A 17,216-nucleotide genomic window follows, 5' to 3' on the forward strand; every position below is an offset into this window, starting at 1 on the left:
GCAAAGCTCCGTTGGCCGTCCTTGCGCCCGTCACGCAACCTTAACCTGCGCAACCCGGATCAACCCGTCAATAGGCCACGATATCGGCAAGGCATTGCTGCGTCACCGCCATGCGCGCGGCGATGTGGTTTTGCTCCTTGCAGTCCATGTTCATCGCGAACACGGTGGCGGAAGACCCCTTCTCCACCCAGCCGACCATCCAGCCCAATGACGGCTTGCCCACTTCCGCCCCCAGCAGGCCGCTCTTGGCGCGGATGATAGCGTCGCCAACCTTGGTCACGGGGAGGATATCGCGCGTCAGTTCCTGGCTGCGCTTCGACACCGGCAGCACGCCGCGCCGCAGCCGGTCGACGAAGTCGATCTGCTGAATGGGATCAATGCGAAGGTTTCCGGTGAGCCAGAACTGGTCGATGCCGCCGCCGATGTCGCGGTTGCCGTAGTCGAACAGGTCGAGATATTTCTGCATGCGCTCGGCCCCGATGCGGCGGGCGATCTCCTGATAGACCGGCACCGCGGACACCGCGATTGCCGAGCGCAGCGTGTGATCCTTGTTCCAGGGCTCGATGCTGCGCGTCACGCCGTCCCACTTGAAGACGTCCTTGTCAGGGTCCTCGACCACGCCGGTTTCCAGCGCGATGATCGAATTCGGAATCTTGAAGGTCGAGGCCGGCAGCCTGCCCTCGCCCGAGCGGACCTTGTCGCTGGCGATGATCAAATAATCATCCACCTTGTAGCCGACGAAGGTTCCTGTCGTGCCGAGGTCGAAAAACCGCTTGGCCAGGTCGTCGCGAAACTCGCTGCGCTGGTAGGAGACATTGGCGAGGGTGCGCGCGGGCAAGAGAGTGGTAGCGGCAAGCAGGCTGAGCGCATGGCGGCGATTGATCACGGTAGTATCCGAGCTGGTTTAGAGAGGCAGAGACGATGCAAATGGCATCGTGGAAAAACTATGACAAGGGGACTTTTCGTGTGACGCGTTTCCTGCGCAGAGCGGTTTCTGCGCAGATAAGTCTGCGCAAACCTGCGTAGACTTCATTGCTATGCGAACCGGATTCCACCCCGGATCAGCTCCGGGGCAGGCTTTTGCTTGAAAACGCCGTTACCGGATCCGGCCCGACAGCCGCAGCACGAAGACCAGCACTTCGGCGACCGCCTTGTAGAGGTCCGGCGGAATTTCGTCGCCGATTTCGACATGGGACAAGGCGCCGGCCAGCACCTCGTTCTCCTCGATCGGGATGTCATGTTCGCGGGCGAGTTCGACGATCCTGGCGCCGATGACGCCCTTGCCCTTCGCCACCACCCGCGGCGCGCCGGTCTTGTCATAGTGCAGCGCGACCGCAAGCTTGTTTCTGGTTTCGACGCTCATAGCGCGCGATCCAGAAAATGCCCGGCGCGGGCGGCGGGCGCGGGCTGCGGCGGTGCGCCGTCGCGGATCACGATATCGCCGGGCTGCAATTCGGCCCGGCTCAGCGCCTGGCTGAGGTCGGATGCACCGGCGCGCAGTTGCTCCGCCGTCGCCGGCCGTTCCGCCCAGATCCGCACCGAGGTCTTGTCGCCGCTAAGCGAGATCAGCGCGTGAACCGGACCGGCCGGCTCGACGTCGAGCGAAAATCGCGCGCGCCACACCCGCTTGGCCGACTCCACTTCCTGTTCGCCGCCATCGCGGGAAATCTCGAACTGCGCCATCGCCGTGCCTTGCGGCGTGGCGAAGGGAATCTCGAAATTCCAGCGCGGCACATTCATGTCGGCCTTCGACGTCGAAGTGTCGACGCGGTCCGGCAAGGATGCCACCTGCAGCAGGGTTTGCCGGGCGATGGCAGCATCGGTCTCGTCGAGCAGATGATGCGCGGTGGCTTCGAGCGGCGCATGTGGCGCAATCGTCGGCGATGCGATCGGCTGGGCGGCCGGAAGCGCGCCGCGGATCGGCGGCGGCGGCGTGTTGGTGTGGAAGGTCATGTCCGTACCACGAACGTCTTTCGGCGTGGCGGCCATCCGCACCGGGTTGCCGAGCTCTTGCAGCGCTTCCTGCAGCAGGTTCAAGGTCGCACCGGCCGAAGGGCCGGCGTCGAGCACCACCGCCAGCGGATTGCGGGCGACCTGACCTGCCAGCGCAAAATTCCCGGCGGCGGGCAACCGCGCCTGCGGCAGCAGGATTTCCTGAACATCGAGATTGGGAGACAAAGACGGCGCGAGGGTCGCGGCGGTGGCCTGCGGCGACGCGGCTTGTTGCGCCCCGGCCGGCGTCGCGGCTGTTGCGTTGCTGCCAAGCGCCGATTGCAGCGTCTGGCGAAGCACGATCAGCGCGGCCTTGAGGTCGGGAACGGCGCTCGGCGGGAGCGAGCCTGCCGCCAGCGACGCCTCAAGGAAAATTCCGGACTTCTGGAACGCGGTCTTGATATCGCCGCCGTCGAGGTTGTGGTCGAGGCTGGTCTGCTGCGCCAGCACCTGCGCGATCGCTGCCTGCAATTTCGGCGGCAGATTGCTGGAGGAAACCGCCGCGCCGAGATTGGCAAACAACGGCGCCAGGCTGTCCTGTTCGGTCACCGCGGCTTGCGCGGCCGCGGAGACGGCTGTGCGCTCCAGCGGCGTCAGCACGTTCTTCGATGACACGACGGCCGACCGACTAGCTGCGGCATCGGCCAGCGCATCGGGCGACAAGGTGACGGCGTCGGCTGATGACCCCGCGGCATCGCCACCCTGCCCGACCACGGCGAGGCGGATGCCGTCCTTGGTCTGCATGACTGCAAGCTGCAGGTTCTGGCCCTGCTGCAACGGAATTTCCGAGGCCACATCGATCGAGAAGCTGGCGATGGCAATCCGCACCAGATCGGCGGACAGCACTTTCAGGACCTGGGCGTTGACCACGCTCCCCGGCTGCAGCACGAGTTCGGGCGCGATGCCGCCAACCTCTTGGGCGGCAAGCACCGGCAGAACGGGATTGATCGATATCGCCATGTCATGAGGTCTCGGCCAGGCTACGAAGGCTAACCCTCTGTCGTAAACCTCTCGTTAACCTGAGGGCGGCGCTCAGGCCGTCATGGCCTCCAGAATGGTCACCGCGGCGCGGAAATCGATGAACCTGGCCGCGCGGCGGGTCGCGACCTCCTCGTCGACGCCCCATTTCTCGACGTTCCAGTCATCATCCACGTGGGCGGCCGCCCATACCTCGTCGGAATCGAGGGCCCCGCGCAGCAGCGCCAGCGCCAGCAGCGCGGAGCCTGTTAACGTCGTCACCACATGGAGGGCGGCCACTGACCATGGATCGGTAGGAAAGACGCGGCGTGCCGCCTTGATCGCTTGCTCCGGCTGAGCGACATGCACGATCCCCTCGGACAGGATGAAATGGGCTCCCAGTTCGTTCGCGGCCCAGGACAGCACCGGGTCCCAGTGCGCGGCTTCGCGCGCGACCAGCGCCTCGGGATGGCCGGCGCGATAGAACAGCAAATCCGTGCCGAGGTATTTTGCGATATCGTCGGCCACGGCATCGACGCGATCAGTGACCTCGGCAACGCTGTTGGCAAAGCGCGTCAGCGGCATGGTCAGGGGATCGATGGTCTCGCCTTGCGCATTCCATTCGGCGGCGATCGCTTCCGCGATGGCGCTGGCCGGCGCGACAACCTGGCGGCCGGAAGGCGTGCGGATCGGCTTGCCGTCCAGCGTGACGGCAAACCCGCCATCCTTCGCCGCAATGCCCGCGTCCTTGTAGAACCGCTTGCGCCGGGGAACGCGCGTGGCACGCCGCACCGCCTCCTCCGGATCGAGCGGAGAATGTCCGGCGACTTCATCGAATAGTTCACGCATGCGGCGGCCAGTGGTCGGTGATAATCCAGCCCTGACAATACGATATCGGGGGATGCAAATAAAGCCGATGAGGAGGTTGCGGCGACCGGTTGCAATACCGGTTCTGTTGGCGCGCCGCGCAGTCTGATCGGTTCACGCCTGGTTCCGCTCGTCGCCCTCGTACGCAACGCAAGGCCTGTTCACTATTGCGCCGATTGCGCTGACTGCGATGTGACGAGCGATCGGATTCGGTCCGCATCCGAGCCCGTGACCGGATTGTAGACGATCATGCCAAGGTCGGGTCGACCATCGACGGCAAACGCCGAATATTCCAACGCGATCAGGCCAAGGATCGGATGCCGGAGACGCTTCACCCCCTCGCCGTGAACGTGAACGTCATTGTCACGCCATAGCGCTTCGAACTCGGGGCTGAGCCTGCAAAGCTCGTCCACGAGTTGGCCGACTTCGGAAACGGCGCCGGCGCGCGCCGCATCCGCCCTGAACGCGCCGACCACGAAACGCGCCACGCTTTCCCAATCATATTGCGCGGCCCGGACGCGGGGATTGCCGAAGATGAGGCGAAGGATGTTGCGCTGGTTGGAAGGGAGCGCGCCATAGTCGGTCAGCACCGCAGCCGCGGCACGATTCCATGCGACGACGTCCCAGGTGGCGGTCTTGATCAGGGCGGGACTGACCTCGAGCGCATCGAGCAGCCGTTGCAACCGAGGTGTGACTCCCTCGACCGCCGCGTAACGGACCGCGGGTAGACGCCCGAGCCCGAGCAGGAAGAGATGTTCGCGCTCGATGTCGGTGAGCATCAGCGCACCGGCGATCCGGTTCAGCACGTCCGCCGAGGGAGCGCCACCCCGCCCTTGCTCCAGCCACGTGTACCAGGTCGGGCTGATATTGGCGCGCTGAGCGACTTCCTCCCGGCGTAACCCCGGCGTCCGTCTGCGCCCGGCCGAAAAACCAAAGGCGGTCGGATCAAGCCGCGTGCGGCGGCCCTTCAGATAGCTTCCAAGCAGATTGCTGGTTTCGACGGGCACGCTGATCCTGTTGGTCATTATACCACGATAACATCACTACTTTAACATGATGAGCGCTTGGCCGATATCAGTCTCCAAACACCATTGGAGACTTTTTCCCATGCGCATATTCGTCACCGGCGCGACCGGCTTTGTCGGCTCCGCCATCGTCCGCGAGTTGATCAATTCGGGCCATCAGGTACTGGGGCTGGCCCGCTCCGACACCGGCGCCGAGGCGCTCTCGGCGATGGGCGCCGACGTCCATCGCGGCTCGCTCGCGGATCTGGAAAGCCTCCGCGACGGTGCGCGCAAGGCAGACGCCGTCATCCACACGGCCTTCAACCACGACTTCTCCAGGTTCGCCGAGAATTGCGCGGAAGACCGGCGCGCGATCGAGGCGATGGGCGCCGTGCTGGAGGGATCCGGGCGGCCGATGCTCGTGACTTCAGGGCTTGCGTCGCTGGCGCCGGGCCGGATCGCGACCGAGGCCGACGGGCCCTCTCCCGATTTCCCGCGCGCCTCCGAGGCGGCGGCCGCTGCCGTGGCAGAACGCGGCGTGCGCGTGTCCGCGGTGCGTCTGGCGCCATCGACCCATGGCGCCGGCGATCACGGTTTCGTCCCGCATCTGATCAGCCTCGCACGCGAGAAAGGCGTCGCAGCTTACATCGGCGATGGACAGAACCGCTGACCCGGCGTGCATCGGCTCGATGCCGCGCGCCTCTACCGGCTTGCGCTCGAACAGGGCGTCGAGAGCGGCCCCTATCACGCGGTCGCCGACGAGGGCGTGCCGTTCAAGGAAATCGCCGAGGTGATCGGGCGCCGGCTTGGCGTGCCGGTCGTCTCCAAAACCCCTGATGAGGCGACCGGGCATTTCGGCTGGTTCGCCCGGTTCGCGGGCATGGACATCCCGAGTTCGAGCGAGCGGACCAGGTCGGCGCTGGGATGGAAGCCGGAGCAGCCGGGGCTGATCGCCGATATCGATCAGCCGGGATATTTCGACGCCTAAGCACGTCCAAGTATCTTGAGCGCCGAACCACGAGCGTGTATCGGCGCGAGCAACATGCCGCGTCGGCAGCATTGCAGCGCGCCGGCCGGTGAAGTCCTACCCAGGTGATATCTTGAACTCCCAACCTTCGACGAAACACGTGGCGGCTTCCAGCTCGTTCGCGGCCATGAAGTCACGGCCCTATCGCGCGCAGTTCGTGGCCTACGTGCTGGCCATGATGGCCGACAATATCGAGCATGTGATCAGCTATTGGGTGGTCTTCCAGAAATTCCATTCACCCGCGCTGGCCGGCTTCGCGGTGCTGTCGCACTGGCTGCCATTTCTGCTGTTTTCCGTCGCCGTCGGCGGGCTGGCCGACCGGTTCGACCCGCGTCGCATCATCCAGTGCGGGATGCTGCTGTTTATCGTGGCCTCGAGCGGCTGGGGAATCTTCTTCATCACCGACACGCTTGAGATGTGGCACGCGATGCTGCTGCTGGTCATCCACGGCTGCGCCGGCGTGCTGTGGCAAACGCCGAACCAGTTGCTGCTCTACGACATCGTCGGTCCAGCCGATCTGCCAAGCGCGGTGCGGATGAACGCGATGGCGCGCTATCTCGGCATCCTGGTCGGTCCGGCCGTGGGCGGCGTCATCATGCTGGCGCTTGGCCCATCCCACGGTATCATTTTCAACACGCTGTTCTATCTGCCGATGCTGCTCTGGCTGTTCTGGGCGCCCACCAGAGCCAAGGACGCGGCACCCCGGCGCATCCCCGTCCGCGGCCTTGCCGACATCGTGCAGACCATCCGCGACATCGGCAAGCAGTGGGTCCTGACCTCGATGACGCTGCTCGCCGGGCTGACCTCGTTCATGATCGGCAATGCCTACCACGCCCAAATGCCGGGCTTCGCTGGCGATCTCGGACATGGCGACCCCGGCGTATCCTACAGCGTTCTGCTGGCAGCCGACGCCGCCGGCGCGCTGCTTGCGGGCATTGCCCTGGAAGCGTGGGGACGGCTCAAACCAGATCCCCGGACAGCCATCATCCTAGCCATCCTGTGGAGCCTGTCCCTGCTCGCCTTCGCTTCCATTGGGATTTACGCGCTTGCGATTGCACTGCTGTTTGCAGCCGGATTCTTCGAGTTGTCGTTCAACACGATGGCGCAGGCGCTGGTCCAGATAAATGCCCCCGCCGACATCCGCGGCCGCGTCGTCGGCCTGTTCAACATGGCCGGGCTCGGCATGCGGACCTTCAGCGGCATCACGGTGGGCTTGCTCGGCGCAGCGGTCGGCATTCACTGGTCGCTCGGCTTGTCGGCCGCCGTGCTGTTGGCCTTTCTGCTCGTCCTGCATCGCCGCGCGAAGTGATTCACCCGCATCGCGATCGGCCGATCGCCGACAGCCGACGCGCAGCTTCTGGCTCAGTTGGAGTCGACCCCTAGGGCTTTTGATAGATCACCTTGCCGGCGCGGATCGTGTAGGCGACCTTCGCAAGGTTGCTGACGTCTGTGACGGGATCGCCGTCGAGAACGGCAAGATCGGCGTCGAATCCCTTTTCGACCCTGCCCTTCTTCGCGGCCTTGAAATACCGCGCGGGATTGGTGGTCAGCGACGCGAGGATTTGGCGTTCCGACAGCGCGCGGTGCATCAATTCATATTCGAGCGTAGTGTCGTAGAGCTGGATGTAGCCGACGTCGGTTCCGAACAGAACCGTACTGCCGTTCTCGGAGAAGCTCTTGAGCTGGCCGACAATGTTGTCGACGATGCGCGCGACGATCTCGGGCGGCAGCGGCAGCTTCGCAAACAGCGACAATGTCGGCGTTAGCGCTACCCCCTGCTGCTTGAAGCGCGCGAGCTGCTCGGGAGGGTAGCCCGGCTGCCTGGCGACCGTGTGCGCCATCACGTCGACCCCGGCGGCGATCACGGCCTCAATACCGGCTGTGTTCTGGGGATGTGCGAACACCGGCTTTCCTTGCGCGTGCGCGACATCGACCGCAGCCTTGGCAACGGCCGCGTCCATGTTGACGACCGGCTTGTCTTCCCCCTTGTAGGAGCCGGTGAACAGTTTGATGCCGTCGAGGCCGATCTGCAGATAGCCGCGCGCCATTTTCGCGGCTTCGTCGGGCGTAGCGGCTTCGGGGAGTTGCATCTCCGGTGGCAGATAAGCGGGATGGCCGCCCTTCGGAAAGATGCTGCCCAGAGCATGGATGTCCGGGCCCAGCACCTCGCCCGAGTTGATCCGCCGTCGTAACGGCAAGGTGTCGCTGGGGTCGGAGCCGAGGTCCCAAACGGTGGTGAAGCCCCACCGTGTCAGCATCTCCTGCATATGCTCTTGCAGCGACGCAGCGGGAGCAGAGCCCGCGTTCTTCCAGACGGCCTGCGTGAAGTGGACGTGGCTGTTCCAGAAGCCGGCAACGACGGTCTTTCCGGCGCAGTCAATGACCTGCGCATCCGAGGGAATCTGAACTTCGCTGCGGCTGCCGATTGCAGTAATGGCGCCATTGGACGTGACAATGACCGCGTCGGAAAGCGGCGCGGCGTCAGGCGAAGCGTAGACGCTGCCTCCCGCGAGAACGAGCGTCTGCGCCGTAGCGCCGGTGCAGACGGTCACCGCGAAAAGGAAAAAGCAGAGCGCGCCGCGGAGGAGATTTCCAGTCATGCGCGAAGCCCTTTTTACCTTGGCTGTTCGGAATCGACGAGCGGGACCGGATACCAGATGTGTGCGGTTCCGGTTTGACAGTTGTTGCGCCCTTCGAAAATCGGCGGCGCTATTCCTCCGGCGCGTTCTCGATCGGATCGAACCGGTCATGCTCGAGCCCGAGCAGATTCCAGGATTGCAGCATGTGCGGCGGCAGCGGCGCGCTAACGTCGATGACGCCGCCGCGCGGGTGCGGGATCACGATCCGCCGCGCCAACAGATGCAGGCGGTTCTGCAGGCCGCCCGGCAGGTCCCAGTTCTCCTTGTTGAAATATTTGGGATCGCCGACGATGGCGTGATCGATATGGGCCATATGGGCGCGCAACTGATGGGTGCGTCCCGTGACCGGCTTCAGCGATACCCAGGCGAGTTTTTGGGCGGAGGTCTCGACCACGGCGTAGTAGGTCACCGCGTGGCTGGCGCCCTCGTCGCCGTGTTTGGCCACGCGCATGATGCTGTCGTCCTCGCTCTCTTCCTTGGCGAGATAGGTCGAGATGCGGCCCTGCTTCGGCTTCGGCACGCCGGCCACCAGCGCCCAGTAAATCTTGCGCGCCGAGCGGTGGCGGAACGAGCCGGTCAAGGCGGTGGCGGCAAAGCGTGTTTTTGCAATCAGCAGGCAGCCCGAGGTTTCCCGGTCCAGCCGGTGCACCAGCCGCGGCTTCTGCCCCTTGGCGTCGCGCATCACTTCAAGCATCAGGTCGACATTTCGCGTGATGCCGGAACCGCCCTGCACCGCAAGCCCCGCGGGCTTGTTCAGCACCATGACGTCGGCGTCCTCGAACAGCGTCATCTCCTTCAGCGCCTGCAACGTCTTCGTTGCAGCCTCAGAAAGCTGGCCTGCGCCCTTCGGGGCATCGAGCTTGAGCGGCGGAATGCGAACGCTCTGGCCTTCTTCCAGCCGGTCTTTGCTGTCGGCGCGCTTGCCGTTGACGCGCAGTTCGCCCTTCCGGACGATGCGCTGGATGTGGGAGAACGAAAGCCCGGGAAAGCGCGCCTCAAGGAAGCGGTCGACGCGCATGTTGTTTTCGTCCGCGGTGACGACGACGGTCTGGACCTTGATCGGGAGCGGCGGCGGCTCGGGTGCGATCTTTTCCGGTTCAGGCATAACAGGTTTCGCCGCACGGGGCGGCGAAGCCAGAAATCGCGCCGGTGGCTTGCCGCCCGGACGATACGACTGCTGCCGCTCGGCTGCCGAGCCCCGATAGGGCCGCGCGCCCTTCGGGCGATCGCCCGACGGGCGGAGAGGTCTCTTGACGCGGCGGCTCATGCCGTTTTTCCAAGCTTACGAGATGTCGGACGGATTGTGCGACGCGGCAATACCGCGATCTTCGCACCCACCTGGCTTTCAGCGAGACGTAGCTCGTAATTCTGCTGCAAGTTCATCCAGAATTGCGGGCTGGTGCCAAACCAGTGCCCAAGACGCAGCGCCGTATCGGCCGTGATGCCGCGCTGGCCGTGAATGATCCCCGTGATCCGGTTCACCGGCACATCAATCTGGCGCGAAAGCTCGGCAGCACTTAAGCCAAGTTCGCGCAACTCTTCGGCAAGATGTTCGCCCGGATGGATAGGTGTACGAGGCACGATGGTCTTTCCTCAATGATAGTCGACGATCTCCACCTCGACAGGCCCCGGCATCCCGTCAGGCCATGCGAAGCAGATACAGCATTTACGACTTACGTAAATAGTAATTCCACTATGTCCGAGTGCGTCGTGAATCGTCACGGCGAATTCAGTATAAATTAGGTGCCGGATCGGCCATGTTAGGCCAAACAACCAAGAAACGTGGGGCAGTCCGGATGAAATTATCAAGGTCGGCTTTGACCGTACTGGCGGCAATGGTCTCGAGCACGGCGTGGGCACAGCAGATGCCCGAGGATCTGGCCTGGAAGCTCCTGGAACTCGGCCGCGTCATCGACCCACCCAAGACGATGGAGCTCTACGCGCCGCTGCAGGAAAAAGAGCCGTATCAGGGCGTCAAGGTCGACCGGGACGTTAAATACGGCCCCGCCGATCGCAACCTGCTCGATATCTTCGCACCGGATAACGTGACATCGCCCCGGCCGGTGCTGATCTTTGTCCACGGCGGCGCCTTCGTCGGCGGCAACAAGCGGACCACACCGACCAGCCCGTTCTACGACAACATCATGCTTTGGGCGGCAAGGAACGGCTTCGTCGGCGTCAACGTCACCTATCGGCTCGCGCCACTGGCAGCCTGGCCGGCGGGCACCGAGGACATCGCCACCGTGGTGAAGTGGATCACCGACAAGATCGGCGAGCGTGGCGGCAATCCCGCCCGCATCTACCTGATGGGACATTCCGCCGGCGCGGTTCACGTCGCGAACTATGTCTCGCACCCCGAATTCCACAAGGTGAAGGGTGGCGGCTTGGCCGGCGCGATCATGCTCTCGGGCATTTACGACCTGACCGCGACACCGCTTGCCGATACCGGGCGCGCCTATTTCGGCGCCGATCCCGCGCGCTATGCCGAACGATCCTCGCTGTCCGGCTTGGCAACAACGGATATTCCGCTGATGATGGCTGCCGCCGAACTGGATCCGGAAGGCTTCGTGCTGCAATTCGATCTCGCGAAAGATGCGAGCTGCAAACGCGCCGGCGGATGCGCGCGCACTTTCCTGCTGCCGCAGCACAGCCACATGTCGGAGGTGTATTCGATCAACACCGCCGACACCCGGCTGACCGATCAGATCCTCGATTTCGTGAAGACAAGGAAATAGCGACCGAACCAGGGCGCATTGCGGCCTCGCGCCCGGTACGCCGCGGACATGCCGCCACGATAGTTGACTCCAGATTTTATAGTATGTACTATAAAAAATGTAGTACGATGAGGCTTTCCGATGTCAGCCACATCTGACGTTGCCCGCCCAACCGGCGTCCGCGGCTTTTGGCTTGGATTTGCCGCCTATCTGCTTCCGTCCTTTCCGATTGCTTTCGCCTGGCATCTCGTCCTGTTCGAGCAGAAGTACCACGCGCTGCAAATCTATCGTGACGAACCGGTGATCGCCTTCGGACTGGCTTCAATGATCATCCAGGGCGCGATCTTCTCGTGGTTATTCCCACGCGTATTCGTGCAAGGCAGCGGCTCCTTCGTGAAGGACGGGCTGTTGTATGGTCTTGGCGCAGGCCTGCTGTCGTGGTCATTCACCACACTCGCGGTCGGAGCCAAGAACGTGATGGTTTCCGTGCCGGACTATGTGCTGCTCGAAACCGCGTTCACGATCCTTCAATTCGCCATCGTGGGGCCATTGATCGCGCTCGCCTACCGAAGATGATGCGGAGGAAATCAACCTAAAGGATGAGCAACCTGCACTACCCGCAATTCTGCGCACTTGCCCGCGCGGCGGAAATCATCGGCGAGCGTTGGACACTCCTGATTATCCGGGAGCTTCTTGTTGGGCCGAAGCGATTTGGCGATCTCCTGGATCATCTTGACGGCATGAGCCCCACCTTGCTGACAACGCGCCTCACCGCCCTGATCGAATGCAACGTCGTGCGGCGGACCGCCTTGCCGCCGCCAGTCAATGCGCAAGTGTACGAGTTGACGGAGATCGGCCGGGAGGTTCAGCCCGCGATCCGGGAGTTGATCCGCTGGGGCGGCCGCTTCCTGTTTCCCCCGGTGCCGGGCGACACGTTCGAGCCCGATTGGGTGCTGCTCGGCCTTGACGCCATTGCGAAACGCTCACCCGTGCCGGAAATCAGGATCGGCCTCGTGGTCACCCATGGCAAGAAATCGGCGGGCTTCACCGTCGCAGGCAGCAGCGTCGGAACGACGATTCAGAGAGGCCTCAGCGATTGCAAGGGGACGCTGGAAGCCCCGTTCGACGCGGTGCTGCAGGTTGTCGGAGTGAGCGTATCACTTCAGGATGCGATTGAGGCAAAGCGCGCCAGAGTAAGCGGCAGCATGGCGCTCGTTCGCAAGCTTCCCCTTCTGTTCGACCTCGCGGATCGCCGGCGCATCACGCCCGCTGCAAACTGACAGGAGGGACCGGTGGCTTGGACGAAATCACCGCAGTCACTGATCGATCTGTTCGAGAAGTCGGTTCCGTCAGCCACAAGCGTTTCCCGCCGCAAGATGTTCGGCTACCCGGCGGCCTTCGCCAACGGAAACCTCTTTATCGGGCTGCATCAGAACGATTTCATCATACGGCTATCGGAGAAGGATCGCGCCCGGTTCAGCGCCGAATTCGGCGAACGGCGCTTCGAGCCCATGCCGGGCCGGCCGATGCGTGAATATGTGCGATTGCCCGAGGAACTGCTGGCCGACCCGCGCAGGCGCGCATCCTGGATCGATCTTTCGCTGCGCTATGCCGAGGCCATCGTGCCGAAGGCGAAGCCTCCAAAGAGAAAGCAAATGGCCCGAACGGTGAAAAGGAGTCGAACATGAAAAAGTTTGTGCTGCTGCACTACGGCTTTGAGAAACCTACCCCGGAAATCATGGCCGCTTGGGGCAAATGGTTCGAGGCGACCAAGCCGCATACCGTCGACATGGGCGGCCTGGGCAATGGTCGCGAAATATCGAAGGACGGAACGAGGGACCTTCCGCTCGGACCCGACTCGATCACCGGCTTCACGATCGTCAACGCGGCAAGTCTCGACGACGCCGAGAAGATCGCCCAAGGCAACCCTTTCATTTCGAGCATTCGGGTCTACGAAGTAAGGTCGAGTTGACGCGAAGACGTTGCGGCGAATGAAGCGCTTCAGCGTCATTGCCAATGCGCCGTTTCGGTTGCTGCATGGCAGTCGCGGCACCCGATCGTCTAAGCCGCTCGCCCTATTTGCACTGCGCGACGTTTCTGACCGCGGTCAGGTCGCTGATGGAATTGTTCGACGGACGCTTTTTGGCGGCCTCCTCCGCTGCGGCACAGGCCGCCACCGGGTCTCCGTTCTGGAACCTGGCCCAAGCGAGATTGGTCCAGGCATCGCTGAAGTCTGGGGACTCCTTGACGGCCTGATCCAGCACCGCCTGCGCATCGCGCGGCCGTTTGGCGATCAGGAGCAGCCGGCCATAGTCGGCCTTGAGCGCCTTCACCGGATTAGGTTGCTTGAGCGCAATCTTGAACAGCTCGTCGGCGGCGTCGAAATCATTGAAGCGAGCTTGAGCAATCACCGCGAAGCCGTGATAAACAGTGCTCTGTTCAGGTGAAATGAGAAATGCCTGATTAAACCGCAGCGCGGCCTCCCGCACCTTGCCGGCCTGTATCGCTATCCAGGCACGCTTGGTTGTCTCCTCGAAAGCCTTTTCGCGAGACCCGGTGGCCCCGACGATGGCGCTCACAAACTTCTCATCCTCGGCCTTCTGCTCCGGAGTCTTGGCTCCAAATCCGAAGAACGGCTGCTCGTTGATCGGCGCGGAATACGTCCGCTTCGTCACTTGTACGCCCGGCACCACCTCGACGGTCTCGGCAGCAGCAGAAAATGCAGACGCCACCGTCACCGCAAAGACGACGACCCGAATGGCCTCTTTAAGATCGCTCTGTCTCATTCGCGCTCACGTTCCCTTCGCAACTTCGCCCAGTAGTCCAGCCGCTTGCGGATCTCGCGCTCAAAACCGCGATCCGGCGGATCGTAAAAGGTTTGCCGCCCCAGCGCTTCCGGAAAGTAGTCCTGCCCGGAGAACGCGTCCGGCGCGTCGTGATCGTATGCGTAGCCCGAACCATAGCCTTCCGACTTCATCAGCTTGGTCGGCGAATTGAGAATATGTTTTGGCGGCAGCAGCGAGCCGCCCTCTTTCGCCGTTCGCATCGCAGCCCCGAACGCCTTGTAGGCGGCGTTCGATTTCGGCGCGGTGGCGAGATAGATCACGGCCTGCGCAATTGCGAGTTCGCCCTCGGGATGGCCGAGGAAATCGAAGGCATCCTTGGCGGCGTTGCAGATCACCAGCGCCTGCGGATCGGCCAGACCGATGTCCTCGACCGCCATGCGTACCACGCGCCGCGCCAAAAACAGCGGGTCCTCGCCGGCATCCAGCATGCGCGCGAGGTAATACAGTGCGGCATCCGGATCGGAGCCGCGCACCGATTTATGCAGCGCCGAGATCAGGTTGTAATGGCCGTCGGCCGATTTGTCGTAGATCGGCGCGCGGCGCTGCAGGATTTCCTGCAACTGCGCGGCGTTGAAGCTTTCATCCTTGCGCGCGGCGCGCCAGACCTCTTCGGCCAAGGTCAGCGCGGCGCGGCCGTCGCCATCGGCCATCCGCACCAGCACGCTGCGCGCCTCCGCATCGAGCGGTAGTTTTCGGCCTTCGATCTTCTCGGCATGCGCAAACAGTTTTTCGATCGCGGCGACATCGAGCGAATGAAACACCAGCACCCGCGCCCGCGACAAAAGCGCGGCGTTGAGTTCGAACGACGGGTTTTCCGTAGTGGCACCGACCAGCACCACGGTGCCGTCTTCCATCACGGGCAGAAACGAATCCTGCTGCGCGCGGTTGAAGCGATGCACCTCGTCGACGAACAACAGCGTGCCCTTGCCCATTTCGCGCCGGGCGCGCGCCGCGTCGAACACCTTCTTCAGGTCGGCGACGCCGGAAAACACTGCCGAAATCTGCTCGAAATGCAGTTCGGTGGCGTCAGCCAACAGCCGCGCCACCGTGGTCTTGCCGGTGCCTGGCGGTCCCCAGAACACCAGCGAGCCCAGCGTGCGCGTCTCCAGCATCCGCGTCAGCGCGCCGTCCGGGCCAAGGATGTGATCCTGGCCCACGACATCGGCAAGCGAGCGCGGGCGCAGCCGGTCGGGCAGCGGATGCGGCGCATCCTGCTCCATCCCCGCCGCAGCGAAGAGATTGGTTGCTTCGCGGGGTTGCTTCGGGCTCATCCGCCCAGCGTCACGTTGATCTGCTGGCCGCCGCGCACCACGACGATGCGCCAGAGCCTGGAAGAAGCTTTTGAAGCCTTGTCGAGATCGCTGGTCTTGCCGATCTTCTGGTTGTTGACCGCAAGGATGATATCGCCCTTCTGGAAGCCGACGCTGGCCGCGGTGCCGCCGTCGGCGAGGTCGATCACCACGACACCCTCGGTCTGGGAATCCAGGTGCAGCTCGTCGGCCACCGCCGGCGAGATATTGGCGACTTTTGCGCCCTGGAACGGCGAGCGCGCGGTGAGCACGATTTCATCGCGGTTGGTATCGGGCGCGGTCTCCAGCGGCACCGTCAGCTTGACGGTCTTGCCGGCGCGCTGAACGTCGATCTGGGCAGCGCCGCCAAGCGGCCGCGTGGCGAAGCGGTAGTCGAACGCGTTGGGATCGTCGATCTGCTGGCTTTCGATTCCAATAATGAGGTCGGATGGCTTCAGGCCGGCGCGCGCGGCCGGACTGTTCGGCGCAACGTTGGCGACCAACGCGCCGTTCGGCAGCTTCAGCCCCAGCGTCTCGGCGATTTCGGGCGTCACCGCCTGCAGTTTCGCGCCCAGCCACGGCCGCTTGACCGCCTTGCCGCCGCTCTTGGCGGATGCCACGACCACGCGCACCATGTTGGCCGGGATCGCAAAGCCGATGCCCTGCGAGCCGCCGGAGCGCGAGAAGATCGCTGTGTTGATGCCGACGAGCTTCCCCGTCATGTCGACCAGCGCACCGCCGGAATTGCCGGGATTGATCGCGGCATCGGTCTGGATGAAGAACTGGTAGTCGGTGATGCCGACCTTGGTGCGGGCAAGCGCCGAGACGATGCCCTGAGTCACGGTCTGACCGACACCGAAGGGATTGCCGATCGCAAGCACGACGTCACCGACCAGCAGCTCATCGGAATTGGCGAACTCCAGCGTGGCGAATTTCTCCCTGCCGTCCTTCACGCGCAGCACGGCCAGATCGGTGCGGCTGTCCTTGAGTACGATTTCGGCCTCGAACTCGCGCTTGTCGGCGAGCGAAATCTTGACCTGATCGGCGCCCTCGATGACGTGGTTGTTGGTGACCACGAGTCCCATGGGGTCGACCATCACGCCCGACCCGAGCGAGCGCTGCATCTGCTCGGGCTGCTGGCCGGGCACGCCGAAGAAGCGGCGGAAGATCGGGTCGTCCAGCAGCGGGTTACGGTTCTGCACGGTCTTGGCGGCGTAAACGTTCACCACCGCCGGCTGCGCGCGCTGCACGATCGGCGCGTAGGACAGCCGCAGCTCGGCACCCGAGGACGGCACGCGCCGGTCCTGCGCAAGCGCAGGCGCTGCAACGACCACAGAGGCCAGCAGCAGAGCGAAGAAGCGGATCAAATTCATGCGACAATCCTAAGAATTCAGCACCACACATATAGATGCGCGGCCACAACGAGAGAAGATAAAGTGGACCCAAATACCGGCAGCTACGCCGCGCGATCGGGCGTTTTGACGGCGTCCGGCGGCGGCGCAGAGGATAGCCTTTCCTGATGGCCCTCGCCCCACGCCCGCAGCGTCTCGATCACGGGCCGCAGGCTCTCGCCGATCTCCGACAGCGTGTACTCGACCCGCGGCGGCACCTCGGCATAGACCTTGCGGATCACGAGCTTGTCGTCCTCGAGCGCCCGAAGCTGCTTGGTCAGCATGCGCTGGGTAATCGCCGGCATCCGCCGCCGCAACTCCCCAAAACGCTGGGTGCCGGCCTGCAGGTGGAACAAGATGACACCCTTCCACTTGCCGTCGATCAGGTCGAGCGTAGCCTCGACCGCGCAACCGGGCCGGTGGGCAAAATTCCGCCGTTTCATGGAGCTCTTCCAATAGTATCCAAACAGGGACTAGTTCCCCAAATTTA

General features: G+C 63.6%; 18 protein-coding genes and 1 pseudogene. 7 read left to right on the forward strand and 12 right to left on the reverse strand.

What is annotated here, in order from left to right; translation table 11 throughout:
* Positions 1-67 precede the first annotated feature (67 nt).
* From blaOXA to V1288_RS32590, 5 genes are all read right to left on the reverse strand, one after another.
* Positions 68-886: a class D beta-lactamase gene (gene blaOXA / locus V1288_RS32570; RefSeq protein ID WP_334360909.1), complete on the reverse strand. Its 819-nt coding sequence runs from the start codon at positions 884-886 to the stop codon at positions 68-70.
* A gap of 210 nt (positions 887-1,096) precedes the next feature.
* Positions 1,097-1,363, reverse strand: coding sequence for an EscU/YscU/HrcU family type III secretion system export apparatus switch protein (locus V1288_RS32575; RefSeq protein WP_334360910.1), 267 nt, complete (start codon positions 1,361-1,363; stop codon positions 1,097-1,099).
* A complete protein-coding gene (fliK, locus tag V1288_RS32580) occupies positions 1,360-2,952 on the reverse strand; it encodes a flagellar hook-length control protein FliK (protein ID WP_334360911.1) in 1,593 nt (530 codons plus the stop codon). Before fliK ends, V1288_RS32575 begins: the two co-directional genes overlap by 4 nt.
* Before the next feature lie 72 nt (positions 2,953-3,024).
* Positions 3,025-3,798: an ATP12 family chaperone protein gene (locus V1288_RS32585; RefSeq protein ID WP_334360912.1), complete on the reverse strand. Its 774-nt coding sequence runs from the start codon at positions 3,796-3,798 to the stop codon at positions 3,025-3,027.
* A 182-nt stretch (positions 3,799-3,980) separates the two neighbouring features.
* Positions 3,981-4,841 carry a helix-turn-helix transcriptional regulator gene (locus tag V1288_RS32590; RefSeq protein WP_334360913.1) on the reverse strand — a complete coding sequence of 287 codons (861 nt, stop codon included), beginning with the start codon at positions 4,839-4,841 and terminating at the stop codon, positions 3,981-3,983.
* Positions 4,842-4,923: 82 nt separating this feature from the next.
* Here V1288_RS32590 and V1288_RS32595 point away from each other — a divergent pair.
* Positions 4,924-5,808: pseudogene (locus tag V1288_RS32595) on the forward strand (SDR family oxidoreductase).
* A 139-nt stretch (positions 5,809-5,947) separates the two neighbouring features.
* Positions 5,948-7,156, forward strand: coding sequence for an MFS transporter (locus V1288_RS32600; RefSeq protein WP_334361463.1), 1,209 nt, complete (start codon positions 5,948-5,950; stop codon positions 7,154-7,156).
* A gap of 70 nt (positions 7,157-7,226) precedes the next feature.
* Here the strand turns inward: V1288_RS32600 and V1288_RS32605 are convergent, their stop codons facing one another.
* The 3 genes from V1288_RS32605 to V1288_RS32615 all read right to left on the reverse strand — a co-directional run bounded on the left by V1288_RS32605 (position 7,227) and on the right by V1288_RS32615 (position 10,067).
* Positions 7,227-8,447 carry an amidohydrolase family protein gene (locus V1288_RS32605; RefSeq protein WP_334360914.1) on the reverse strand — a complete coding sequence of 407 codons (1,221 nt, stop codon included), beginning with the start codon at positions 8,445-8,447 and terminating at the stop codon, positions 7,227-7,229.
* A gap of 109 nt (positions 8,448-8,556) precedes the next feature.
* A complete protein-coding gene (locus V1288_RS32610; RefSeq protein WP_334360915.1) occupies positions 8,557-9,753 on the reverse strand; it encodes an RluA family pseudouridine synthase in 1,197 nt (398 codons plus the stop codon).
* Positions 9,750-10,067, reverse strand: a complete 318-nt coding sequence (locus V1288_RS32615) for a HigA family addiction module antitoxin (RefSeq protein ID WP_247516805.1) — start codon at positions 10,065-10,067, stop codon at positions 9,750-9,752. Before V1288_RS32615 ends, V1288_RS32610 begins: the two co-directional genes overlap by 4 nt.
* Positions 10,068-10,282: 215 nt before the next feature.
* On the opposite strand from V1288_RS32615, the gene V1288_RS32620 reads away from it, so the two are divergent.
* From V1288_RS32620 to V1288_RS32640, 5 genes are all read left to right on the forward strand, one after another.
* On the forward strand, positions 10,283-11,221 hold the full coding sequence (locus V1288_RS32620) for an alpha/beta hydrolase (protein ID WP_334360916.1): 939 nt from the start codon (positions 10,283-10,285) through the stop codon (positions 11,219-11,221).
* 120 nt (positions 11,222-11,341) lie between these two features.
* Positions 11,342-11,776, forward strand: coding sequence for a hypothetical protein (locus V1288_RS32625; protein ID WP_334360917.1), 435 nt, complete (start codon positions 11,342-11,344; stop codon positions 11,774-11,776).
* Positions 11,777-11,799: 23 nt separating this feature from the next.
* Entirely contained in the window at positions 11,800-12,480 is a 681-nt protein-coding gene (locus V1288_RS32630; RefSeq protein ID WP_334360918.1) for a winged helix-turn-helix transcriptional regulator, read from the forward strand.
* A 12-nt stretch (positions 12,481-12,492) separates the two neighbouring features.
* Complete coding sequence (locus V1288_RS32635; RefSeq protein ID WP_334360919.1) at positions 12,493-12,888, forward strand: TfoX/Sxy family protein; 396 nt, start codon at positions 12,493-12,495, stop codon at positions 12,886-12,888.
* Positions 12,885-13,172, forward strand: coding sequence for a hypothetical protein (locus V1288_RS32640; protein WP_334360920.1), 288 nt, complete (start codon positions 12,885-12,887; stop codon positions 13,170-13,172). The genes V1288_RS32635 and V1288_RS32640 overlap by 4 nt, the downstream gene beginning before the upstream one ends.
* Positions 13,173-13,275: 103 nt before the next feature.
* Here the strand turns inward: V1288_RS32640 and V1288_RS32645 are convergent, their stop codons facing one another.
* The 4 genes from V1288_RS32645 to V1288_RS32660 all read right to left on the reverse strand — a co-directional run bounded on the left by V1288_RS32645 (position 13,276) and on the right by V1288_RS32660 (position 17,169).
* Positions 13,276-13,986, reverse strand: a complete 711-nt coding sequence (locus V1288_RS32645) for a tetratricopeptide repeat protein (RefSeq protein ID WP_334360921.1) — start codon at positions 13,984-13,986, stop codon at positions 13,276-13,278.
* Entirely contained in the window at positions 13,983-15,317 is a 1,335-nt protein-coding gene (locus V1288_RS32650; protein ID WP_334360922.1) for a replication-associated recombination protein A, read from the reverse strand. Before V1288_RS32650 ends, V1288_RS32645 begins: the two co-directional genes overlap by 4 nt.
* Positions 15,314-16,708, reverse strand: a complete 1,395-nt coding sequence (locus V1288_RS32655) for a DegQ family serine endoprotease (RefSeq protein ID WP_334360923.1) — start codon at positions 16,706-16,708, stop codon at positions 15,314-15,316. The genes V1288_RS32650 and V1288_RS32655 overlap by 4 nt, the downstream gene beginning before the upstream one ends.
* An 83-nt stretch (positions 16,709-16,791) precedes the next feature.
* Positions 16,792-17,169 (reverse strand): winged helix-turn-helix transcriptional regulator, encoded by a 378-nt coding sequence (locus tag V1288_RS32660; RefSeq protein ID WP_334360924.1) that lies wholly within the window; start codon positions 17,167-17,169, stop codon positions 16,792-16,794.
* Between the last annotated feature and the right edge of the window lie 47 nt (positions 17,170-17,216).

This window comes from Bradyrhizobium sp. AZCC 2176 (genome assembly GCF_036924645.1).
In the GTDB taxonomy this organism is placed as follows: Bacteria; Pseudomonadota; Alphaproteobacteria; order Rhizobiales; family Xanthobacteraceae; genus Bradyrhizobium.